Annotated in this window: 17 protein-coding genes and 1 pseudogene; 1 reads left to right on the top strand and 17 read right to left on the bottom strand. The window is 73.5% G+C overall.

The features are described 5' to 3' along the window. Positions 1-3 precede the first annotated feature (3 nt). From nrdR to MUN78_RS06365, 6 genes are all read right to left on the bottom strand, one after another. Positions 4-498, bottom strand: coding sequence for a transcriptional regulator NrdR (nrdR, locus tag MUN78_RS06390; protein ID WP_244693685.1), 495 nt, complete (start codon positions 496-498; stop codon positions 4-6). After that, on the bottom strand, positions 498-1,811 hold the full coding sequence (gene hisD / locus MUN78_RS06385; RefSeq protein ID WP_244694001.1) for a histidinol dehydrogenase: 1,314 nt from the start codon (positions 1,809-1,811) through the stop codon (positions 498-500). Before hisD ends, nrdR begins: the two co-directional genes overlap by 1 nt. A 12-nt stretch (positions 1,812-1,823) precedes the next feature. Further along, positions 1,824-3,485 (bottom strand): class I SAM-dependent methyltransferase, encoded by a 1,662-nt coding sequence (locus MUN78_RS06380; RefSeq protein WP_244729500.1) that lies wholly within the window; start codon positions 3,483-3,485, stop codon positions 1,824-1,826. A gap of 70 nt (positions 3,486-3,555) precedes the next feature. Further along, a complete protein-coding gene (locus tag MUN78_RS06375) occupies positions 3,556-5,004 on the bottom strand; it encodes a glutamate synthase subunit beta (protein ID WP_244729499.1) in 1,449 nt (482 codons plus the stop codon). Continuing rightward, positions 4,997-9,709 (bottom strand): glutamate synthase large subunit, encoded by a 4,713-nt coding sequence (gene gltB, locus MUN78_RS06370; protein ID WP_244729498.1) that lies wholly within the window; start codon positions 9,707-9,709, stop codon positions 4,997-4,999. Before gltB ends, MUN78_RS06375 begins: the two co-directional genes overlap by 8 nt. A gap of 287 nt (positions 9,710-9,996) precedes the next feature. Next, entirely contained in the window at positions 9,997-10,764 is a 768-nt protein-coding gene (locus tag MUN78_RS06365; protein ID WP_244693681.1) for an SDR family oxidoreductase, read from the bottom strand. 174 nt (positions 10,765-10,938) lie between these two features. Between MUN78_RS06365 and MUN78_RS06360 the strand changes: the two genes are divergently transcribed. Beyond that, positions 10,939-11,298, top strand: a complete 360-nt coding sequence (locus tag MUN78_RS06360; protein ID WP_244729497.1) for an RNA polymerase-binding protein RbpA — start codon at positions 10,939-10,941, stop codon at positions 11,296-11,298. Here the strand turns inward: MUN78_RS06360 and MUN78_RS06355 are convergent. From MUN78_RS06355 to MUN78_RS06310, 11 genes and pseudogenes are all read right to left on the bottom strand, one after another. After that, the gene (locus MUN78_RS06355; protein ID WP_244729496.1) at positions 11,266-12,366 is read right to left on the bottom strand and encodes an HTTM domain-containing protein; all 1,101 of its coding nucleotides are present in this window, start codon (positions 12,364-12,366) and stop codon (positions 11,266-11,268) included. The two genes, MUN78_RS06360 and MUN78_RS06355, sit on opposite strands and share 33 nt — an antisense overlap. After that, positions 12,363-13,304: a DUF5819 family protein gene (locus tag MUN78_RS06350; RefSeq protein WP_346730623.1), complete on the bottom strand. Its 942-nt coding sequence runs from the start codon at positions 13,302-13,304 to the stop codon at positions 12,363-12,365. Before MUN78_RS06350 ends, MUN78_RS06355 begins: the two co-directional genes overlap by 4 nt. Before the next feature lie 32 nt (positions 13,305-13,336). Continuing rightward, positions 13,337-14,995, bottom strand: coding sequence for an apolipoprotein N-acyltransferase (gene lnt / locus MUN78_RS06345; protein WP_244729495.1), 1,659 nt, complete (start codon positions 14,993-14,995; stop codon positions 13,337-13,339). Next, positions 14,992-15,336, bottom strand: a complete 345-nt coding sequence (locus MUN78_RS16730) for a hypothetical protein (protein WP_346730622.1) — start codon at positions 15,334-15,336, stop codon at positions 14,992-14,994. Before MUN78_RS16730 ends, lnt begins: the two co-directional genes overlap by 4 nt. 101 nt (positions 15,337-15,437) lie before the next feature. Next, positions 15,438-17,312, bottom strand: a pseudogene (locus MUN78_RS06340) (DEAD/DEAH box helicase); the annotation flags it as partial. After that, positions 17,309-18,145: a twin-arginine translocase subunit TatC gene (gene tatC, locus MUN78_RS06335; RefSeq protein WP_244729494.1), complete on the bottom strand. Its 837-nt coding sequence runs from the start codon at positions 18,143-18,145 to the stop codon at positions 17,309-17,311. The pseudogene MUN78_RS06340 and the gene tatC, both read right to left, overlap by 4 nt. 82 nt (positions 18,146-18,227) lie before the next feature. Continuing rightward, positions 18,228-19,181, bottom strand: a complete 954-nt coding sequence (locus MUN78_RS06330; protein WP_244729493.1) for a helix-turn-helix transcriptional regulator — start codon at positions 19,179-19,181, stop codon at positions 18,228-18,230. After that, on the bottom strand, positions 19,174-20,193 hold the full coding sequence (locus MUN78_RS06325) for a helix-turn-helix transcriptional regulator (protein WP_244693674.1): 1,020 nt from the start codon (positions 20,191-20,193) through the stop codon (positions 19,174-19,176). Before MUN78_RS06325 ends, MUN78_RS06330 begins: the two co-directional genes overlap by 8 nt. Before the next feature lie 8 nt (positions 20,194-20,201). Then, positions 20,202-21,149, bottom strand: coding sequence for a peptidylprolyl isomerase (locus MUN78_RS06320; protein ID WP_244729492.1), 948 nt, complete (start codon positions 21,147-21,149; stop codon positions 20,202-20,204). A gap of 74 nt (positions 21,150-21,223) precedes the next feature. Beyond that, the gene (locus MUN78_RS06315; protein ID WP_244729491.1) at positions 21,224-22,273 is read right to left on the bottom strand and encodes a tRNA (adenine-N1)-methyltransferase; all 1,050 of its coding nucleotides are present in this window, start codon (positions 22,271-22,273) and stop codon (positions 21,224-21,226) included. Beyond that, the gene (locus MUN78_RS06310; RefSeq protein ID WP_244693671.1) at positions 22,270-23,007 is read right to left on the bottom strand and encodes an HAD family hydrolase; all 738 of its coding nucleotides are present in this window, start codon (positions 23,005-23,007) and stop codon (positions 22,270-22,272) included. Before MUN78_RS06310 ends, MUN78_RS06315 begins: the two co-directional genes overlap by 4 nt. Between the last annotated feature and the right edge of the window lie 66 nt (positions 23,008-23,073).

Raw genomic sequence — 23,073 nt, 5'->3', positions numbered from 1 at the left:
CGATCACTCCTCGGAGGCGTCGGGTCGCGGGACGGATTCGAGGGAGCCGGTCGCCGGATGGGCGCGCAGCTCCTCAATGGCGGTCTCGAAGTCGGCGAGCGACTCGAAGGCCTGGTAGACGCTCGCGAAGCGCAGGAAGGCGACCTCGTCGAGCTCGCGCAGATGCGGCAGGATCGCGAGACCGATCTCGTTGGCGTCGAACTGCGCGACGCCGCTCGAGCGCACGGATTCCTCGACCTGCTGGGCGAGGAGCGCGAGATCCGCGTCGGTGACGGGGCGGCCCTGGCAGGCCTTGCGCACGCCGCTCATCACCTTCTCGCGGCTGAACGGCTCCACGACGCCGGAGCGCTTGATGACCGTGAGGCTCGCGGTCTCGGTCGTGGTGAAGCGGCGCCCGCATTCAGGGCACTGGCGCCGTCGGCGGATCGAGAGGCCGTCGTCGGCCGTGCGCGAATCGATGACGCGGGAGTCGGGATGGCGGCAGAACGGGCAGTGCATCAGGCCCTCCCCTCCGCGAACCGGGCGCTCACGGCCTCGCCGTGGGCCGGCAGGCCCTCCGCGTCCGCGAGCGCGAGCAGGCGGTCCTCGACCTCCGCGAGCGCGCCGCGATCGTAGCTGACGATCTGCTGCGGCCGGAGGAAGGTGTGCGCGCCGAGCCCGGAGGCGAAGCGCGCGGTGCCGCCCGTCGGCAGGACGTGGTTCGATCCCGCGAGATAGTCGCCGAGGCTCACCGGGGTGTAGCCGCCCACGAAGATCGCCCCGGCGTTCTCCACGAGCGCGAGCACCGAGTCGTCGTCGGCCGTCTGGATCTCGAGGTGCTCGGGCCCGTAGGCGTTGCTCACGCGCGCGGCCGTGGCGAGATCGTCGACGAGGATCACGGCCGACTGCGGACCGGCGAGCGCCGTCGCGACGCGCTCGGCGTGCCGGGTCCCCGCGGCCCCCGCCTCGACCGCTTCGCGCACGCGGGCGGCGAAGTCGGCGGAGTCCGTGACGAGCACGGAGGCCGCCGCCTCGTCGTGCTCCGCCTGGCTGATGAGATCGGCGGCGACGAAGCCGGGGTCGGCGCTCGCGTCGGCGATAACGAGGATCTCGGTCGTGCCGGCCTCCGCGTCGATGCCGACGGTCCCGCTCACGACCCGCTTGGCCGCGGCGACGAAGACGTTGCCGGGGCCCGTGACGACGTCCACCGGCTCCAGCCCGATCCCGGGGACGCCGTGCGCGAAGGCGGCGATGGCCCCCGCGCCGCCGATCGCGTAGACCTCTTCGAGCCCGACGAGGGCCGCGGCCCACAGCACCGCCGGGTGCGGCAGGCCGCCGTGGTCCGCCTGCGCGGGCGAGGCGAGCGCGAGGCTCGGCACGCCGGCGGTCTGCGCGGCGACCGCGTTCATGATCACAGAGGAGGGATAGGCGGCCTTGCCGCCGGGCGCGTAGAGGCCGACGCGCGACACGGGCTGCCAGCGCTGGCGGATCTCGGCGCCGTCGGCCAGGCGGGTGACCCGTTCCGCGGGCACCTGCGCCGCGGAGCCCCTGCGGAGGCGCGCGACGAGTTCGCCGAGCGCCGCCTCGACCTCGGGCGGGCAGGCGGCGAGGGAGGCCGCGATCGCCTCGGCGGGGACGCGCAGCGCGTGCCCGGAGACCCCGTCGAACTCCTCGGCCTGCGCGCGCAGCGCCGCCTCGCCGCGCGCGGCGACGTCCTCGACGAGGGGACGCACCCGGGCGACCGCCGCCCCCGCGTCGAGCGCGGCGCGCGGCACGAGCCGCAGCAGCTCCGCACGGGTGAGTTCGCGCCCTCGCAGATCTATCGTTCGCATCACCGGGACAGTCTACCGGGCGGTCCCGCGCGGCCGCGTCCCGGCCGTGCCGGGTGCACCGGAAGCACCGGCCGTGCCGGAAGCATCGGCCGTGCCGGCCACCGCGAGCATGCCGAACCACGTGAGCTCGCGGACGCTCGCCACGAGCGCCTCCGCGGCCGCGGCGGCGTCGATCTCCAGGATCTGGGCGAGGGCGTCGGCGATCCGGCGGAGCGAGAGCTCGCCGTCGCATGCGCCCATCGCGGCGGCCAGCAGCGGATCCGCCGTCACGCGGCGGGCGATCGGACGCTCCGTCCGCAGCGCGATCGCGCGCGGCGCCTCCTCCCCCGGTCGATGCTCGCGCTCCTCCGCGACGGCGTCGTCGATCACCCAGCGCGCCTCGAGCACCGCCGCATCGTCCATCCGCGCCGCGGCGACGCCGGCCTCGAACGCGGCGGCGAGCCGCGCGCCCGGCGGCTCGGCGCTGTAGGCGCCCGCGGCCTGATCGACGTGCACGACCGTGGTCGACGCGCCGCCGGAGTCCGCCCCGGGGGTTGCTCCGTCCGCGCCGGCGACCGCGCCGCGCCGGCGGATCCGCACGGCGCCGAGGCCGATCGCGACCACGCGGCGCGCCGCGAAGTCGTCGAGCCAGCCCGACATGAGCCGCTCGAAGTCCGCGCCGCCCGGCCGTGCGCCGCCGTCGCGCGCCCAGGTCTCCGCGTAGCCGGCGGGGTCCACGCGATCCCGCTCGATCACCCAGGCGTCGAGCGGGCCCGTCGCCCCCGCCGCGGTCTCGATCCAGCCCCGCACGCGCTCGAGCCCGCTGCCGCCCCACGGCGACTCCCAGTTCGCGAGGCACAGCAGCTGGCCGCCGGGCGCGAGCCGGGCGGGGCCCTCGGCGATCACCCGCTCGGCGAGGGCGTCCCCCGCGAGGCCGCCGTCGCGGTAGGCGTACACCGGGCCGCCGGCCCCGCGCGGAGTGATGACGAACGGCGGGTTCGAGAGGATCAGTTCGAAGGCCTCGCCCGAGACGGGGGCGAAGAGATCGCCGCGGCGGAACTCGATCCGTTCCTCGAGCCCGTTGAGCCGCGCATTGGCACGGGCGAGCTCGAGCGCGCGCTCCGAGATGTCCGTGGCGACGACGGGACCGCGCAGCGCCAGATGGAGGGCGACGACGCCGCAGCCGGTGCCGAGGTCGAGCGCGCGCTCGACCTCGCCCGGCGGGGCCTGGGCGATGAGCGAGCGGGTCGCGCCGCCCACGCCCATCACGTGATCCGGCCGGGCCGGTCCGCCGCGCAGCTGGTCGTCCAGGTCGGAGAGGATCCGCCAGGCGACGGGCTCCGCGGAGCGGGCGTCCACGATCTCGACGGGGTTCAGCGAGAGCGCGGCCCGGCAGCCCGCAGCGGCGTCCCCCGCGGCGGCGACCAGCCCGAGCCGGTGCGCGCCCGCGGGCCCGAGCGCCGGCAGGGCGTCCGCGAGCTCCTCGCCGGTGAGCGGATCGCCGAGGAGGAACAGACGGATCAGCAGTGCGAGCCGCGTGCCGCCGCGTTCGTCGAGCGCGCGACGCGCGGGCGCGCGCACGCCGCGCCGCCTCGCGTCGTCGGCCGCCGCGCCGAGGAGGGCGGTCACGGCGGGCGCGTCGTAGCCGGCCGAGTCCAGGTCGGTGCGCAGCCGGTCGATGAGTTCGGGATCCATCCGTCCAGGCTACGGGGTCGGAGGCCGCCGCAGCGCCGAGCGCCGCCCGCGCTGCATCCGGGGCGGGCGGCTACGCGAATGCGCGATCGTGCGCGCCGACCGGGCTCGGGAGCACGCTCTCGCCCATCAGGTAGCGGTCGACGGATGCCGCCGCCGCGCGGCCCTCCGCGATGGCCCACACGATGAGGGACTGCCCGCGGCCGGCGTCGCCCGCGACGTAGACGCCGGGGAGCTCGGTCGCGAAGTCGGCGTCGCGGGCGAAGGCGCCGCGCGCGCCGCGCGGGAGCTCCTGCGCCGGCTCGGAGATCGCCTCTGGCCCGGTGAAGCCCATGGCGATGAGCACGAGGTCGGCGTCGAGCAGCCGCTCGGTGCCGGCGATGGGCACCCGACCCTCCTCGGTGAAGCCGGTCTCGGCGACGCGCAGCGCGCGCACCGCGCCTTCCTGTCCGACGAACTCGACCGTCGAGGCGAGGTAGCGCCGCTCCCCGCCTTCCTCGTGCGAGCTCGACACCTCGAAGAGCGTGGGGTGCACCGGCCACGGCTGCGCCTCGGTGCGGGTCTCCGATGGCCGCTTCCCGATCGCGAGGTTCGTGACCGAGCGCGCTCCCTGCCGGTGCGCCGTCCCGACGCAGTCGGCGCCGGTGTCGCCGCCGCCGATCACGATGACGTGCTTGCCCGCCGCGTCGAACGGCGTCGCCTCGAGGGCGCCGGACTGCACGCGGTTGGAGGCGGTCAGGTAGTCCATGGCCGGCATGACGCCCGCGAGTTCGCGTCCGGGCAGCGGCAGCTCCCGGGGCACGGTCGCGCCGGTGGCGACGACGACCGCGTCGTAGCGTCGGCGCAGCTCGGTCCAGGACATGTCCCGGCCGATCTCCACGCCGCAGCGGAATCGGGTGCCCTCGGCCTTCAGCTGCTCCACGCGCCGCGCCACGAGCGCCTTCTCGAGCTTGAAGTCGGGGATGCCGAAGCGCAGGAGGCCGCCGGGCTCCTCGTCGCGCTCGTAGACCGCGACCGTGTGCCCGGCGCGGGTGAGCTGCTGCGCCGCGGCGAGCCCGGCGGGGCCGGAGCCGACCACCGCGACGGTCTTGCCCGTGAGCCGCGAGGGCGGCTGCGGCTGCACCCAGCCGTTCAGGAACGCCTGGTCGATGATGCTGTTCTCGATCTGCTTGATCGTGACGGCCGGCTGATTGATGCCGAGCACGCAGGCGGACTCGCACGGCGCCGGGCAGGCGCGCCCCGTGAACTCGGGGAAGTTGTTCGTCTCGTGCAGCCGGTCGACGGCCTCGCGCTCGCGACCGCGGTGCATGAGATCGTTCCATTCGGGGATGAGGTTGCCGAGCGGGCAGCCCTGGTGGCAGAACGCCACGCCGCAGTCCATGCAGCGGGAGGCCTGCCGCGCGACGAGCTCCGGGTTGGCCGGGTCGACGACCTCGCGCCAGTCCCGCAGTCGGAGCGCCACGGGGCGCTTGGGCGCGAGCTCGCGTTCGCGCACGGTGAGGAATCCGCGGGGATCAGCCATGAGTCGCCTCCAAGATTTCGGTCCAGACCCGCTCGCCGTCGGGGTCGATGCCCTGCTCGTCGGCGCGCACGCGGATCTCCAGCACGCGGGAGTACCCGCGCGGGATGAGTCGGGTGAAGCGGGAGTAGACCGCCTCGGGGTCGCTCGCGATGCCGTCGAGGAGCTCGCGGGCGAGCACGGAATCGGTCCGGGCCACGTGCTGCGCGAGGAGCTCCGCGATGCGCGCGCGCAGCGCCCGCTCCTCGGCATCGGGAATCGTCAGCCCCTCGCCCGGCCCCGCGGCGCCGCCGAGCTTCTGCAGCATCAGCGCTCCGGAGGCGAGCTCCGCGGAGTTCACGTCCGAGGGGTCGAGGTCGAGGAGCACGGCCTCGCCGCCGCTCATGCCGGCGCCGATGTTGCGCCCGGTCGGCCCGAGGATGAGGGCGAAGCCGCCGGTGAAGTACTCGAGCGCGTGATCCCCCGTCCCCTCCACGACCGCGGTCGCGCCGGAGCCGCGGACGAGGAAGCGCTCGCCGACGACGCCGGCGATCCAGAAGGAGCCGCTCGTCGCGCCGTAGCCGATGGTGTTGCCCGCGATGACGTTCCCCGCGGCCCCGTGTCCGGAGTCCAGGTGCGGCCGGATGGCGATCTCGCCGCCCGAGAGCCCCTTGCCGACGTAGTCGTTCGCGTCGCCGTGGAGTCGCAGCGCGACCCCGGCGGGCAGGAAGGCGCCGAGCGACTGGCCGGCGGAGCCCGTGAGGGTCACGTCGATCGTGCCGGGCGCGAGCCCCTCGGAGCCGTGGCGCTTCGTGAGCTCGTGCCCGAGCATCGTGCCCACGGCGCGGTCGATGTTCGTGATCGGCAGGTCGATCGCGACGCGCTCGCGGCGATCGAGGGCGCCCTCGGCGAGCTCGATGAGCCGCCGGTCGAAGTGCGCGTCGAGCTCGTGGTCCTGCGCGCGGCCGTGCCGCCGCGGTTCGCCCTCGGGGAAGGCCGGACCGCGCAGGATCGGGGTGAGGTCGAGTCCCTCGGCCTTCCAGTGCCGGATCGCGTCGTCGACGTCGAGCGCGGCGGTGTCGCCGACGGCCTCGTCGAGCGTGCGGTAGCCGAGCGAGGCGAGGATCTCGCGGACCTCCTCGGCGACGAAGCGGAAGAAGTTGACGACGTGCTCCGCCCGCCCCGTGAACCGCTCGCGCAGCTCGGGATTCTGGGTTGCGACGCCGACGGGGCAGGTGTCGAGGTGGCACACGCGCATCATGATGCACCCAGAGACGACGAGCGGGGCCGTCGCGAAGCCGAACTCCTCCGCGCCGAGCAGCGCCGCCACGACGACGTCGCGCCCGGTCTTGAGCTGTCCGTCCGCCTGCAGCACGACCCGCTCGCGCAGTCCGTTGAGCATCAGGGTCTGCTGCGCCTCGGCGAGTCCGAGCTCCCATGGGGATCCGGCGTGCTTGAGCGAGTTCATCGGGCTCGCGCCGGTGCCGCCGTCGTGACCCGAGACGAGGATCACGTCGGAGAGCGCCTTCGCGACGCCGGCCGCGACCGGGCCGATGCCGCTCTGCGCGACGAGCTTCGTCGAGATCCGGGCTCCGGGATTGGCGCGCTTGAGATCGAAGATGAGCTGCTTGAGGTCCTCGATCGAGTAGATGTCGTGGTGCGGCGGCGGCGAGATGAGTCCGACGCCCGGCGTCGCGTGGCGCGTGCGCGCGATCCACGGGTACATCTTGCCCGGGGGCAGCTGCCCGCCCTCGCCCGGCTTCGCCCCCTGGGCGAGCTTGATCTGGATCTCGTCCGCGTGCGTGAGGTACATGGACGTGACGCCGAAGCGGCCGGAGGCGACCTGCTTGATGGCGCTGCGCCGCTCGGGGTCGAGCAGGCGCTCCTCGGCCTCCCCGCCCTCCCCGGTGTTCGACTTCGCGCCGAGCAGGTTCATGGCGATGGCGAGGGTCTGATGCGCCTCGGGGGAGATCGAGCCGTAGCTCATCGCGCCCGTCGCGAAGCGCTTCACGATCTCGCTCACGGGCTCGACCTCCCCGAGCGGCACCGGGGGCCGCTGCGGCGAGAACCTGAAGAGCCCGCGCAGCGTCATGAGCCGCTCCTGCTGCTCGTTCACACGGGCCGTGTACTCGGCGAAGATCTCGCGCTTTCCCGTGCGGGTCGCGTGCTGCAGCTGGTAGATCGTCTGCGGATCGAAGAGGTGGGGCTCCTCGCCCCGGCGCCACCGGTACTCGCCGCCGGTCTCGAGCGTCTTGTGCGCGAGCGTGGCGGGGTCGTCGGGGTACGCCGCCCGGTGCCGGGCGGCGACCTCGGCCGCGATGACGTCGAGGCCGACGCCGCCGAGCTTGGACGCCGTGCCCGTGAAGTAGCGGTCGACGAGGGGCTGGGCGAGTCCGATCGCCTCGAAGGTCTGCGCGCCGCAGTACGAGGCCACCGTGGAGATGCCCATCTTGCTCATCACCTTGAGCATGCCCTTGCCGAGGGACTTGATGAGCCGCGCGACCGCGTCCTCCGGGGTGATCCCCGTGATCGATCCGTCGCGCACGAGCAGACCGACGGTCTCCATGGCGAGATAGGGGTTCACCGCGGCCGCGCCGTAGCCGATGAGCGTGGCCACGTGGTGCACCTCGCGCACGTCGCCCGCCTCTGCGATGAGGGCGACGCGCATCCGCTGCCCCTCGCGGATGAGGTGGTGGTGCACGGCCGACACCGCGAGCAGGGACGGCACCGGGGCGAGGTCCTTGTTCGAGTCGCGGTCGGAGAGGATGATGAACTCCGCGCCCGCCTCGATCGCGGCGCTCGCCTCCCAGCACATCGCCTCGAGACGGTCCGCGAGGCCCTTCGCGTCGTAGTCGACCGGGTAGAGGCCTCGGATCGTGACGGCGCGCTCGCGCTCCGGGTCGTCGCCGAAGTGCTGGATCCGCGCGAGGGCGTCGTTGTCGATCACCGGGAAGTCGAGGATGACCTGCCTCGCGTGCGCCTGCCCCTGGTCGAGGAGGTTCTCCTGCGGGCCCATGGCGGTCACGAGGCTCGTGACGAGCTCCTCCCGGAGCGCGTCGAGCGGCGGGTTGGTCACCTGCGCGAACTGCTGCACGAAGTAGTCGAAGAGGAGGCGCGGGCGCTCCGACAGCGCGGCGATCGGGGTGTCCGTGCCCATGGCGGCGAGCGGCTCGATGCCGTCGCGGGCCATCGGCGTGAGCAGCAGCCGGAGCTCCTCCTCGGTGTAGCCGAAGGTGCGCTGGCGGCGGGCGATCGATGCCGGCGGGTGCACGAGGTGCTCGCGCTCGGGCTGCTCGGAGAGCCGGATCCGCCCCTGCTCGAGCCAGTCCCCCCACGGTGCGAGGGCCGCGAGCTCCGCCTTGACGGCCTCGTCGTCGCGGATCGCCCCCGTGGCGAGGTCGATCGCCAGCATGCGGCCGGGCTGGAGCCTGCCGCGCTCGACGACGCGCTCCGGCGGGATCCCGAGCACCCCGGTCTCGCTGGCGATCACCATGATCCCCGAGTCGGAGATCTGGTAGCGGCCGGGGCGCAGGCCGTTGCGGTCGAGCAGGGCGACGAGTTCGGTGCCGTCCGTCGCGATCATGGCGGCGGGTCCGTCCCACGGCTCCATGTTCAGCGAGTGGTACTCGAGGAAGTCCACGAGCTCGGGGTGCAGCCCCGTCTCCGATTCCCACGCCTCCGGCACCATCATGGCGAGGGCGTGCGGCAGCGAGCGCCCGGCGCGGACGAGGAGTTCGAGCACCTCGTCGAAGCTCGCCGAGTCGCTGCCGCCCTCCGAGCAGATGGGGAGCAGCGGCCCGATGTCGCCGAGCGCCTCGGAGGAGAGCTGCGCCTCGCGCGCGCGCATCCAGTTCCGGTTGCCCCGCACCGTGTTGATCTCGCCGTTGTGGGCGACCAGGCGCAGCGGCTGCGCGAGGTGCCACGAGGGGAAGGTGTTCGTCGAGTAGCGGGAGTGCACGATCGCGAAGCGGCTCGTGAAGCGCTCATCCGAGAGTTCCGGGTAGAACCCCGGGAGCTGCAGCGTGGTGACCATGCCCTTGTAGACGATGGTGCGGGCCGACAGCGAGGGCAGGTAGCAGCCCGTCTCGTGCTGGATCCGCTTGCGGGCGCGGAAGGCGCGCCGCTCGAGGCGGTCCGTGCTGATCGCGGATCCGCCCGTCGCCCCGGCCGATCCGCTCTGCGCCGCGGCGAGGATGGGATCGACGCCCCCGGCAGACGCCGGGACGAGGATGAGCTGCTCGATCCTCGGGCTCGCGAGTCGCGCGCTCTCGCCGAGCACCTCCGGGCGCACCGCGACCGGTCGCCACGCCAGCACGGCGAGGCCCTCCTCCGCGGCGATGGCCCCGATCCGGTAGCGCACCGCCTGGCGCTCGGTCGATGACTGCGGCAGGAAGGCCAGCCCGGCGGCGTAGCCGCCCGGCGCCGGAAGCCTGAGGGTCGGATCCTGCGCCGCGAGCTCCTCGCGGACGAGGGCGTCCGGGATGTCGCAGAGGATGCCGGCGCCGTCGCCGGTGCCCGCGTCCGACCCCACCGCGCCGCGATGCTCCAGATGCTCGAGCGCCTCGAGGGCGAGCGCGACGATCTGGTGGCTGGGCTCCCCCGTCAGGGAGATGACGGAGGCGAGCCCGCAGGCGTCCCGCTCGTCGGCGGGATCGTAGAGGCCGACGGCCGCGGGGAGGCTCCCGGGTCGGACGCGCTGCGGGGCGGGGGTCGGTGCGCTTGCGGTCATCGACGTCCTCTCTGAAGTTTCGGAACTTCGAATTTACCACTCGTTTCTTCGGTGAAACGAATCGCAGAACGTACTTTATGCAATCAGTTCGGCTTCTGCCGCAGTTCAACCGCACATCATGCGGAATCCCTTGACATCTGCCGCACACCCGGGGCCCGTGTAACACGCCGGAAACACGACCGTTCCCTCGGGGTAATCGGCACGAAAAACGTCGGCGTCCGATAGTCGGAACCACCCTTGCGGGTCGTTCAACTACCGGACGCCGTGGCGATGACGTCGCGCGCCGGTTACCTCGTCGAAACGAAGCCCGAGGTGTCCCCGACGAGTCGCGTGTGATCGGCGGGCACCGGGTCGACGGCGGCGCGCGCGACCTCGGCGGCGAACTCGGACACGTTGTAGAGGCGCCCGGCCTGCTCGCGCCGCTCCTCGATCGCGCCGGGATTCAGGCGGTTGAGGAGCGTCGCCGTCACGGTGCCCTCGATCATGTCGCCCGACACGACCGTGAAGCCGATCCCCCGCGCCTCGAGCTCCGGGATGCGCTCCCTGAGGGCGTCCTCCCCGGCGCGCTTGGATTCGGCGACCGCGACGTACTCCGGCATGGTCGGAGTGGTGCGGATGAAGTGCGCCTGGTGGCTCGTGACGAAGACGACGCGGGAGCCCGGGCCGAGCAGCGGCAGCGCCGCGTCGAGCACCGCGAGCTGCGCATCGCGGTTGAGCCGCAGCGCGTAGTCCTCGGCCATGCCGCCCTCCATGCCGCCCGAGGCGTTGAGCACGAGGATGTCGAGTCCCCCGAACTCCGCGCCGACCGCGTCGAACATCGTCGCGAGCGATGCCGGATCGGTGAGGTCCGCGCCCTGCACGAGCGCACGGACGCCGAGCTCGCGCAGCTCCGCGGCGAGCTTCTCGGCGCGGGGCGCCTTGTTGCGGAAGTTCACGACCACGTCCGCCCCGGCCTGGGCGAAGTACCGCACGGTATCCGCCCCGATGCCGCGGGAGGACCCGGTCACGAGGGCGCGTCGACCGGCGAGGCTGCCCGGTGCGAGAATCTGAGTCACAAGTGCTCCTTGAACGTTGGCGATTGAACGCCTCCCAGTCTAGGAGAACGCCGCGAGCCCGCTGCATATCGGGGGTACCGGGATGCGGGTGCGCGCGGTACGCTGCCAATGACGGCGCGGGGCACTCCGTCCCCGCGGGATCCCGTCCGATCGCACCCGGCGAGGAGGTCCATCATGGCCGATCGAACGCTCCGCGGCACGCGCATCGGTGCCACGAGCCTGCAGGGCGAGGAGGGCGTCGAGCTGTCGCCGAGACGCGCCGTCGAGTACCTCACCGACCGCGGCCTGCGCTTCAGCGTGCTGTTCGACGCCGACGCCGAGCCCCCCGTCGAGTGGGTCGACCAGAAGAGCGGCGAGGTCGGCTTCCTCGACGACGAGGCGGGCCACGCGGCGCGGGCAGAGTTCGAGGAGAAGGAATCCTCCCAGCGCACGCCGTGGGACATGCTCATCGAGCGCCGCAGCCGCGAGGAGCTGGAGGAGCTGCTCGAGGAGCGGCTCCAGCTACTCCGCGCCCGCCGCGGCGGGAAGGGCTGAGGGAGGCGCGCCGCTCTCCCGCCAGCGGCGGCGCACGCCCGCCGCGAGGCGTCTCCAGGAGCGGTCTCGGATGAACACGGCGTCGATCGCGATCATCGTGAGCGAGAACCACGGCAGCCCCATCACGACGCCGATCGCGATGTGGAAGCTGAGGATCCCCGCGAGCGCGACGAGCCGGGTCGGACGGGTCAGCAGCATGAGCGGGAACGCGATCTGCAGCAGGATGGAGCCCCAGCTGGCGATCGCGACCGCCGGACCCCAGGTCGTCATGAGCTCCGAGAGCGCCGGCCACGTGCCGAAGCGCATGGTGCTCAGCGGATCGTAGACGGCCCAACCGCCCGCCCACGGTTCCCCCTGCGCCTTGTACAGGCCGCCGGAGACGTACACGAAGCACACCTGCGCGACCAGCGCGACGAGCGACAGGTTGTGGAGGACCGTGCCGAGCTGCGCGGGCGAGGAGCCCGCGGGGAACCACTCCCCCCGCCGGGCGCGCCGCCTGGCGTCGAGCGACCAGCGCGCCGCCGGGTCCGCGAAGAACAGCAGGATCAGCGCGATGCGCTGCATGTTGTCGCTCTGGTCGCCGACCATGTCGTTCATCTCGATGAAGCCGACCCAGCCGACGAAGAAGACCGGGAGCACGATCCGGAAGCGCCATCCGAGGATGAAGAGCAACGCGAGGCCCATGAGGAGGACGTAGCAGACGGTGAACCAGACGTCGTCGGCCGCGACCGCGTGGAACAGGCTGAAGACCCAGATGCGCGGGAAGTCGCTGCGCGGCTCGGCCATCTCGCCGTTCCACGCCGAACCGGAGCCGAAGGTGTAGAGGCGCGTCCCGAAATTCGCGAGCAGCAGTCCGAGCATCGCGGCGCCGAAGAGCATGCGGGTCACCGCGAGGCCGTAGAGCGCCTTCTTGCCGTCGAAGAGCCAGCGCTCGCCCCACAGGATGGCGCCGCCGAGACCGTCCATGGCGGCGTTCCATGCGGATACGGCCACGGCCGCCAGGAAGGCGCCGAGTCGCCCGAGGGGGCCCCGCGCCCGTCGTTCCGCGCGCAGCTCGTCGGCGCTCATCCCGTGATCCGTTCGTATTGCGCGCGGAAGGTCCGCGCGAAGTTCTCGTCGTTCTGCCCCGCCTCGACGAGCTGCCCGCGCGGGCCCGTCTCCGTGAGCTGGGGGTCCGGCCGCGCTGCTCCCGGCGTGTTCCGCTCGGCGAAGGGCACGATGTTCTGACGGCTCACGCGGAACTGCACGCTGCGCACCTCGTCCCCCCAAATCGCGCGGGCGACCTGGGTGGCGTAGGCGGTCGAGCGGTGGTCGGCCTCGAGGTAGGCGTCGACCTCCTCGGCGCCCGCGCGGTCGCCGGTGAGATCCGCATCGTCGTCCCCCGTGCCGCCCACGAGCAGCTCCTGCCGTAGCGCGTCCTCCCAGCCGTCCTGCGTGTGGGCGGAGGCCACGATCTCCTGCTGCTCGCGGCCGAGCGCGTCGTACGCCGACTTGTAGGCCGAGGCGAGGTCGGAGGATTGGATGCCGGCGCGCGGCGGGAAGAGGTTGTACCGGATCATGGAGAGCTCGACGTCGGTGGCGCTCACCCAGCCGGTCTCCACCTCGGCACCGTCCTCCTCGACGACGGCGCGCACGTTGAAGTGGTAGTCGCCGTTGATCGGTTCGGGGGCGAAGACGCTCCAGGACTGTCCGAAGAACGGCAGCATGTACGAGGAGAGCGCATTCCCCGGAACGACCTCGCGCAGCGGCGAGGGGGGCGCGATCCAGAGGAAGGAGGCGAAGACCTGCCAGGCCGTCAGCAGCACGGCCGCGCCGGCGACGATCCGCACCCACGGCCGTGGCGACGCCGCCGCCGGTGCGGCGCCGCCCTCCGCCGGCATCGCGGCTCCCGTCGCCGATGCTTCGCCGTGCGCCGTCGGTTCCGCGTCCACGACGGCCTCCCCGCCGGCGACGGCCTCGTCGTCCGGTGCGCGCCCGTCGTCGCGCACCGCAGCGTCATGTCTCACCGAGTCCCCCTCGTCGCTCCACTGAGCACAGGTTACCGCTCGGCGGGGACGCGCGCCTCCGACACGCTCCGTCGTGTCGCGCGCGGCCGCCCCGCGACGCCGCAGGCGAGCCCGATCGCCCCGAGGAGCATCCAGCCCGCGGCGATCGCCGCTCCCCAGGCGAGCGCGGGCGTCGCGCCGCTCACCCGAGGCACCTCGGCCGTCATGGCGCCCGCCGCGTAGGGCGCGATCGCGGCGAGGTCCGCGCCGTCCGGTGCGACGACGGCGCTCGTGCCGACCGTCGAGATGTTCACGAGCGCGCGCCCCGTCTCGACGGCCCGCAGCCGCGCGATGGCGAGCTGCTGGGCGTTCTCGTCGGTGCGGCCGAAGTCGGCGTTATTGGTCTGCGCGAGGATGAGCTCGGCGTCGCGATCGACGAGGTCGACGGCCTGCGCGTCGAAGATGATGTCGAAGCAGATCGCGATGCCGGCGCGCAGCGGGCCGTCCGCCGTCTCGACGTCGATGACGCTGGGCCTGGTGCCGGGTCGGTAGTCGAGCTGCACGAGGTCGACGAGGTCCGGGGCGAGCATGTGGAAGAAGTCGCGGTTCGGCATGTACTCGGCGAAGGGCACCGGATAGATCTTGTCGTAGCGCGCCTCGGTCTCCCCCTCCGGCCCCCACACGAGCGTGCTGTTGGTGTAGCTGCCGTCGGGATCGCGCAGGACGGAGCCGAGGACGATCGGCGCGCCCGCGCGCTCCGCGAGCCTCGCGATGCGGGTGGCGCCCAGCGGATTGTCGGGGAGGCCGAACTCGGCGCTGTTCTCCGGCCAGACGATGAGGTCGACCCGCTCGTCGCCCGCCTCGAGCGCGTCGAGCAGCTCGGCGGTCGCCGCGAGGTGATCCTCGAGCACGTCGCCCGAGTCGCGGTCGTCGAAGATGCCCGATTTGGAGTTCCCCTGCACGGCGGCGACCCTGAGCGAGCCGTGCTCCGGGAGCGGGGACGCCGGCAGCGCGCCGAGCAGCAGGAGCAGCGCGACGGCCGCCGCGAGGGGCGCTCCGATGCGGCGAGCGGCCGGCCGCGCCTCCCCGCGCCGCACGAGCCGCGCGAGCGCCGCGGCGCCGCCCGCGAAGAGCGCGGCGATCGGCAGGGCGCAGGCGAACGCGATCGCACCGGAGAGCCCCGCGAAGCCGAGCCAGGAGACGGCCTCGAGCAGCGGGCCGTCGGCCTGGGTGTGGGCGAGCCTGCCCCAGGGGAATCCGCCGTAGGGCCACGCCCCCTGCAGCTGCTCGCGCACCACCCAGAGCCCGGCGGTTGTCACCGCCTGCGCGGCGAGTCGCAGGGCGGGGCGCGCGGCGAGGAGGGGCAGCCGCGCCAGACCCCGCGTCGCGAGCGCCGCGGCGATCCCGAACAGCGCGTACCAGAGCACCATCACCGCGCTCAGTCCGAGCCATGGCACGGGCCCCAGGTAGAGCGTGAGCCAGGAGATGTGCGGCAGCCAGAAGCCGCAGCCGGCGGCGAGGCCGGCGAGGGCCGCGACGCCGGCGCGCTGCTGCCACACCGCGGCGAGCACGAGCGCCGTGCCGGGGAAGGCCGCGGCCCACCACGCGAGCTCCGGCGAGGCGACGTCGAGGAGGAGCCCGCCCGCGGCGGCGAGCGGCACGGCCGCCCACCACCGCAGCCGCGCCGGCTCGGGCCCCGCCTCCGCCGTCATCGGCTCGACGTGCCCGCGCTCGACGTCTCCACGATGCCGCGGCGCACCCGGTGCTTCGCGTCGCGCGCGAGCCGCGCGAGCGCACCGAGGCGCTCCGCGTCGAGGTCGGCGAGCTCGGCGGCCTCGCAGGCCTGCGCGATCTGGTCGAGGAGATCGATGGTCTGCTTCGTCCAGCGCACGAAATCCCCGGCGCCGATCCCCGAGCGCTCGAGCACCAGCTCGATGGGCGTGCCGGAGGCCCAGGCGTGCATCGTGGCCGCGAGCCCCGCGTGCGGCATCTCGCCGCGGGGCAGCCGGCGGCGCTCGGCGAGCTCGTCGAGCCGGATCCAGGTGTCGAGCACGCGATCGAGCGCCGCCGCGAACGCCCGCCCCCCGGGAGTCGCGCCTCGCCCTCGTCGTCGCGTCGCGGCTCGTAGCTGAGCACGCAGCACATGGCGGCCAGCGCGGGCGCGTCGAGCCCGCGCAGCGCGTCGTGCCGCAGGCATTCCGCGACGAGGAGGTCGCGATCGCCGTAGATGCGGCGCAGCAGCTCGCCCCAGGGAGTCACCTCGGGATCGGCGGACGCGCCGTCGCGGCGGAGATAGCCGAGTTCGAGCAGCTGCTCCACCACCCGGTCGAAGGTGCGCGCGATGGTGCCCGTGCGCGAGGCGATCTGGCGCCGGCCGCGCTCGATGCGCCTGCGGAGCTTGCGCGCGCGGTCCTCCCAGCGCGCCCGCTCGCTGCCCTGCGCCCGCGCGACGGCGGCGTCGTAGCCGGCGAGCGACTCCTGCTCGGCGCGCAGTTCGCGCGCCTGGTCGACCACCGCGCGGTCCGCCTGGAACTGCGCGAAGGAGAGCTCCAGCGTCTCCCGCACCCGCTCGATCCCCATCCGCTGCAGCAGGTTCACGGCCATGTTCGGCGTCGGCCGGAAGCTCGACCGGACGGGGAAGGAGCGGGCGCCGGCGAGGTGCGCGAGCGATTCGAGGTCCACGCCGTCGCTCCACACCACGACGGCGTGCCCCTCCGTGTCGATGCCGCGGCGACCCGCCCGCCCCGTGAGCTGCGTGTACTCGCCCGAGGTGAGCGGCACCCGCTGCTCCCCGTTGAACTTGTCGAGGCGCTCGATCGCGACGGCCCGGGCCGGCATGTTGATGCCGAGCGCGAGGGTCTCCGTGGCGAACACGAGCTTCACGAGCCGGCGCTGGAAGAGCCGCTCGACGACCTCCTTGAAGGCCGGCAGCAGGCCGGCGTGGTGCGCGGCGATACCGCGCTCGAGGCCGGCGATCCACTCCCGCACGCCGAGGACGCGCCGTTCCTCGTCGCTCATGCCCCGCACCTCGGCGTCGACGACGCGGCGGATCTCGCGGCGCTCCTCGCGATTCGTGAGCACGACCCCCTCGTACAGGCACTGGCGGACGGCCTGATCGCAGCCGTTTCGGCTGAAGACGAAGACGATCGCCGGGAGCAGCTCGGTCTCGTCGAGCGCCCGGACGATGTCGGCTCGGGAGATCCGCCGACCGGGGCGTCGCGGCGCGCGACCGCGGCCGCGTTCCCCGCGCGGCCCGGCGCCGCGGTGCCCGCGGGCGCCCCCCGACGGCGCACCGCCGGCGAGCCTGATGAGCTCGGGGTTGAGCCTGCCCGAGGAGGAGCCGTGGGCGGCCGCGGCCTCGCCGTCGCCGCCGACGAACAGCGGCGTCAGCGCACGCGCGGTGAGCACGTGCTGGTAGAGCGGGACGGGGCGGTGCTCCGACAGGATCACCTCGGTGTCCCCGCGGACCGCGTGCATCCAATCCCCGAACTCCTCCGCGTTGGAGACCGTCGCGGAGAGGCCGACGATGCGGGCCGTGCGCGGCAGGTGGAGGATGATCTCCTCCCAGACCGCTCCGCGGAAGCGATCGCCGAGGTAGTGCACCTCGTCGAGCACGACGAAGGCGAGATCGGCGAGGTCCGCCGACTCCGCATAGATCATGTTCCGCAGGATCTCCGTCGTCATGACGATGATCGGGGCGTCGCCGCGGACGGTGACGTCGCCGGTGAGGAGCCCGACCTCCTCCTCGCCGTACTCCGCGCAGAGCTCGTGGAACTTCTGGTTCGACAGCGCCTTGATGGGTGCGGTGTAGAAGATGCGCGCGTCGCGCTCGCGGCGCGCGAGATAGACCGCGAACTCCGCGACCGTCGTCTTCCCCGAGCCCGTGGGGGCGGCGACGAGCACGCTCCGTCCCGCTTCGAGCCGCGCGCACGCCGTGCGCTGGAATCCGTCGAGCGGGTAGTCCAGCCGGGCGGCGAAGGCCGCCAGCGCCGTATCCGGAGCGACGGGCTCCGGTGCGGCCGCGCTCACTGCGCGCCCTGCACGCGGTCGCCGCCGCCCGTCGGCGCGTCGTCGATGCCGTACTCGGCGAGCTCGGCCGCGCGGCGCTTGTCGGCGCGGCGATCGTGCAGGATCGCGATGCCCGCGGCACCGAAGTACAGCACGACGATCGGCGCAGCCAGCAGGAACATGCTCATGAGATCGGCGGCAGGGGTCGTGATGGCGGCGAAGAGCACGATGATGAGGATCGCGACGCGCCAACTCTTCAGGATCGACATGCCGCGCAGCACGCCCACGAAGTTGAGCATCACGAGGAGCACGGGCATGACGAAGCCCACGCCGACCGCGAGCAGCAGCTTGATGGCGAAGTCGAGGTAGCTGCGGGCGTTGAGGTTGAAGGTGTCCTCGGTCGGCTGGAAGCTCGCCATGAGCCGCACGATGTTCGGCAGCACGAACCAGCCGGCCACCGCCCCGCCGAGGAAGAGCGGCACGGCGACCGCCAGGAAGCCGACGCCCATGAACTTCTCCCGGCGGGTGAGGCCGGGGGCCAGGAACGCCCAGATCTGGTACAGCCACACCGGCGAGGCGATGATGACCGCGATGAACAGCGAGATCTGCACCTTGGTGTCGAAGCCGCTCGAGATGTCGGCGTAGGAGATCTGGGCGTCGCGGCCCAGCTCCGCGAGGTCCAGGACGGGGCGGCGCAGCATCTCCCAGACCCAGTCGGAGAGCAGCCAGCCCGCGACGAGCGCCACGACGATGGCGGCCGCCGAGATCATCAGGCGCTTGCGGAGCTCGACGAGGTGCTCACCGAGACTCATCCGCCCCTCGGGATTGCGCGGCCTCCGCGCACGTTCTGCCATTCGCTCAGTCTAGCCCAGGGGCCCGGGCGGAGGCTGGCCCGGCAGGGCGCCGCGACACCCGCCCGGGCGTTCGCCCGCACCCTCAGTCGTCGTAGGCGGCGAGCGTGCGCTCGGCCCAGTCCCTGACGGTGTCCCGCGCCGATTCCGGCGCGAGGATCTCGATCTCCCCAGGCAGGATCCGCACGAGCCGGCTCACCGCGCCCGGATGCCACACCTCGATCGCGACCCGCAACCGTCCGTCGGGCTCCTCGGCCAGGACCTCGGGCGAGAAGCCGCGCAGGCGCGCGAGCGCGGAGGGTGCGACCCGGGCGACGAGAGGCACGGCGCCCGCGGGCTCCGGCGGGGCCGACGCGGCCTCGGGTCGGGGTTCGCCCGGGACGATCCGCACGCCGTCCATCTGATCGATGCGGAAAGTCCGCTCGGCCCCGCGGTCCCGGCAGTGGGCCCGCAGGTACCAGACGTCCGCCGCCTGCGTGAGCGAGATCGGGTCGGCCGTGCGGGAGCTCCGCGCGCCGGCGGCGTCGCGGTACGCGAATGCGAGCCCCGCCCCCTCCTCGATCGCCTGCACGACGAGCGGCAGCTGCGGGTCGCCGGGGTCGGCGGTGACGGTCGGCGCGGCGTGCCCGGCCGCGTCGAGTGCGTACGACAGCTTCGTCGCCGCCCCGCGCGCCGCCTCGGCGTCGGCTTCGGGGAGCACCGGGATCAGGGCGTGCAGCCCCGCGAGGAGCGCCGCCGTCTCGGCCGGGGCGAAGCGCGGGGCGTCGTCGACGGCGACGATGCGGGTCAGGCTCACGACGTCCTCCTGCTCGAGGGCGTCCCAGTCGATGTCGAAGAGATCCTCGTCCTGGTAGCTCAGCGTCTCCCCCGGCACGCCGGCGGTGCCGAGGAACCGGACGAGATCGCGCACGAGCCCCTCCCGCACCCCGAAGGCCGCCGCGAGCTCGGTCACCGGCGTCGGTCCGTGCTCCCGCAGATACGGCACGAGCGCGAGGAGGAGCAGGACACGATCCTGCGCGAGCAGCTGTCCGTCAGGCATGATCGTCCTCCTGCCGAGCCGCGTGCGCCGCGGCGATCCGTCGCAAGCCGGATACGACGAGCTCCCGGAGCCGGGGCGGCGAGACGACGGCGGCGTCCGGCCCGTAGCCGATGAGCTCCTCCGCGAACAGGTGCTGATCGAGCACGCCCAGGCTGAGCGCCGCCCGGTCCCCCGGCATCGGCTCGCCCGGCTCGGCGCGCGGCGCCAGCCGGGCTTCCGCGACGCTCCCCCGACGCACGTGGACGACGGCGCGCTGCTCCTCGCGCAGGCGCAGCAGCTCCGCGACGATGCCGTCCGCCTCGTCGCGGAGGGCGGGCGGGAAGGCGGTCCGCTCCGCGCGCACCGCGCCGGAGATCCGTCCGAGCAGGAACACGCGCGCCGCGTCGCGCTCGAGGTCCCACGAGATCAGGTGCCAGCGGCCGTCGGCGCGGTGCAGCCGCAGCGGGGCCACCCGGCGCGCGAGCGGCGCGTCGCGGTCGGGCAGCGTGTAGTCGAATCGCACCGCGCGCCCCGCGTCGATCGCCTCCTGGAGCGGCGCCGCGGACGGCTCCGCGGTGCCGAGGCTCGGCGCGACGCCGAGATGCTGCAGGTCGAAGCCGGCGCCGAGGGCCTGGAGCTTCATCGCCGCCCGGCGCGACTGGGCGCTCATGCTGCCCTCGCTCCAGGCCAGGGCCGCGAGCCGCAGCAGCACGAGCTCGCGCGCCGAGAAGCGCAGCTCCGGAGGGAACTGCAGCCGATCCTTCGAGATGCGGTAGCGGGTGAGCTGGTTGTTGCCCGGTTCCTGCGGCGAGTCGATGGTCTCGATCTGGATCCCGAGCGCGCGCAGCTGCTCCTTGTCGCGCTCGAACTGGCGCTCGAGCGCGACGTTCGCCTCGCCCGGGCGGAAGCGGTCCGCGTAGCCGTAGACGGAGGAGAGCAGCGCCCGCTTCGTGAGGCCCTGCGGGCTCACGATGAGCGCGAGCACGAGGCTGAAGACCCGCTGCTCCCCCGGCACCGCGGAGCGCTCCGCCATCGCCGTCCTCAGCTGACGCCGACGATGTCGACGACGACGACCTGCGCGTCCCCGCCGTCGAGCGCCTCGACCACGACCACCTGGGATCCGATCTGCTTGCCCGTGAGTTCGCTGCGGAAGGTGTAGCCGGACTGCGCGATCTGATCCTCGGTGCCGAGCGCGGTGAGCCCGGTGTCCCAGGTGTTGAGCTTCACCGACCCGTCCCAGGACACCTGCAGCACCTGCGCGACGACGCCGTCGTCCGCGGCGACCTTCTCGCCGTCGCCCGCGATCCGCACCGCCGAGCTCGTGGCGGTCGGCGCCTCGCTCGGGGGCAGCACCATGCCCGGCCGCCCCTCGTCGTTCGTGACGACCGCGGGGTAGCCGTTCGGCAGCCCGCGCACCGGGCCGTCGGCGGCGAGGGCCGCCGTGGACACCACGTCGAGGACGCCGACGATGGCGGCATCGCCCGTCGTCCCGAGCTGCGCGCCGAAGGCGGCGCTGTCATCGGGGCCGAAGGCCAGGACGACCCGATCCCCCGGCACCGTGCAGCGCACGGCCTCGCTCAGCGGGTTCGCGGTCTCGTCGTCGAGCAGGAGCAGTTCGGGCGATGCCGCGGCGTCGCCGAAGCCCGGGCTCTCGTAGACCTGCTCGCTCGTGGACGAATCGAAGAACGCCATGTTGACGCCGACGAGGCTCTGGTCGACGGCGACCCGGGCGTCGTCCTCCGACGCCTCCTCGGCCGCGTCCGCCCCGGCGACGATCGTGCGCTGGGTCGCGTCGATCGAGACGTCCTCGGGGATGGAGACCTCAGGCACCTCGCCGAAGCCGCCGAGCACGGTGACGCCGTCGCTCAGCACGCCGGGCTGCAGCGCAGGGCTGCAATCGGCCGCGGAGGCGAGCTGCGCGCTGCACCCGGTGAGCCCGGCGAGGAGCAGCCCGGCGGCAGCGGTAGCGGGAACGAGTCGACGAAGCATATGCACCTCTCGCGGAAGCCTGTGTGAACCCGGCCATCCTATCGAACCGGAGGGCGCTGCGGGCGCCGCCCGGTTCAGTCGGATTCGGGGGCCGCTCCGCGCTCGCGCGCGAAGCGCTGCGCCTCGCGCACCTTCTTGCGCAGCACCTTGTCGCTCTTCCCCCGCTCCCCCACGACCTCGGGCGTCCAGACCTCGCCGCCGGCGTCGGAGCCGAGATCCGGCAGCCAGTTCGCGAGGTCCTCGTCCGTGAACTCGCTCTTCGAGGCGCGGCGCTTGAGACTCGGCAGCACGGCGCCCGGAGCGAGCCGACGCGCGGTGACGAGGAATCCCGTGTGCGCGACCATGCGATGGTCGGGCCGGACGGCGAGGCCCTCGACGTGCCAGCCGCGCACGAGAGTCTCGTTCGCCTGGGGATGGGTGAAGCCGCCGCTGCGCCGGATCTCCTCGACGGTGCGCGAGAGCTGGGTCACGGTCGCGACATAGCAGATGAGCACGCCGCCCGGCGCCAGCGCCTCGGCGACCGCGTCGACGCATTCCCAGGGCGCGAGCATGTCGAGCACCACCCGGTCCACGCTGCCGGGCGCGCAGCGGCCGGGGAGCGTCTCCTGCAGATCCCCGACCGTGACCGTCCAATTCGCCGGCGCCTCCCCCGCGAAGGCCGCGACGTTCCCTCTGGCCACCTCGGCGAACTCCTCGCGCCGTTCGAAGGAGTGGAGTTCGCCGTCCGGCCCGATCCCGCGCAGCAGGTGCAGGGAGAGCGCACCGGAGCCGACGCCCGCCTCCACGACCCGCGCGCCGGGGAAGATGTCGGCGAGCGACAGGATCTGCGCCGCGTCCTTCGGGTAGACGATCGCGGCCCCGCGCGGCATGGACATGACGAAATCTGACAGCAGCGGACGCAGCGCGAGGTACTCCTCACCGCTGCTGTTCGCGACGACGGAGCCGTCGGGGAGACCGATGAGCTCCTCGTGCCGGATCATGCCGCGGTGGCTGTGGAACTCCCCGCCCGCGACGAGCGTGATCGTGTTGATGCGTCCCTTCGGGCCCGTCAGCTGCACCCGGTCGCCGGTCGCGAACGGGCCGCGCGTCGCGGGCGTTCCCGGCGTCGTCTCGGGGTCGGTCATCGCTGCTCTCCTGTCGGGACGAGGGCGCCCGTGCCGGCGCCCGGGGTCGGGGGGACGCCGCGCAACTCGGCGAAGCTCCGGGCGAGGGCCGTCGCATCGACGCCCGCGAGGGTGGTCCAGTGCGCGTGCGCGGCGACGCCGTCGAGATCGACGAGGTTCGGCACGCCGATGGCGACGGCGCCCGAAGCGGCGGCGGCGCGCAGGCCGGTCGGCGAATCCTCGATCGCGATGCAGTCGACGATGTCGACGCCGAGCAGCGCCGCACCGCGCAGATACGGGTCGGGGTGCGGCTTCTCGAACTCCACCTCGTCGCCGGCGACGACGGCGGAGAAGAGTCCGCTCGGCAGCAGCGCGACGACGGCGTCGGCGATCGCCCGCACCGACATCGTCACGAGTGCGCTCGGGATCCCCGCCTCGGCGAGCGACTGCAGCAGCTCGACGGCCCCGGGCCGCCACAGGGGCGCGCTCCGGCTCATGCCCGCGGCGACGCCGGCCGCCCACTCGGCGATGATCTCGTCGACCGAGAGGGGCACGCCGAGGGCTCGGAAGCGCTCGGCCGCGGCTCGGAGTCCGGAGCCGACGAGCTGCGCGCGCAGCTCCTCGGTGAGCTCGATGCCGTACCGGCCGAGCATCGCGAGCTCAACCTCGAGCCAGATCGGCTCGGAGTCGATGACGGTGCCGTCCAGATCCCACAGCACGGCCGCGGGGCGTCGGGGGGTCGGGGATGCGCTCATCCGCCCCAGTCTAGCGAGCGCGCCCGTGCGCCGCCGCGCGCGGCGTATATCCTGGACGGATCACCC

It is taken from the genome of Leucobacter allii (assembly GCF_022919155.1).
Taxonomy (GTDB): domain Bacteria; phylum Actinomycetota; class Actinomycetes; order Actinomycetales; family Microbacteriaceae; genus Leucobacter; species Leucobacter allii.
The sequence above is the reverse complement of the archived record's forward strand: the minus strand, read 5'-3'. Positions and strand labels throughout refer to the sequence as shown.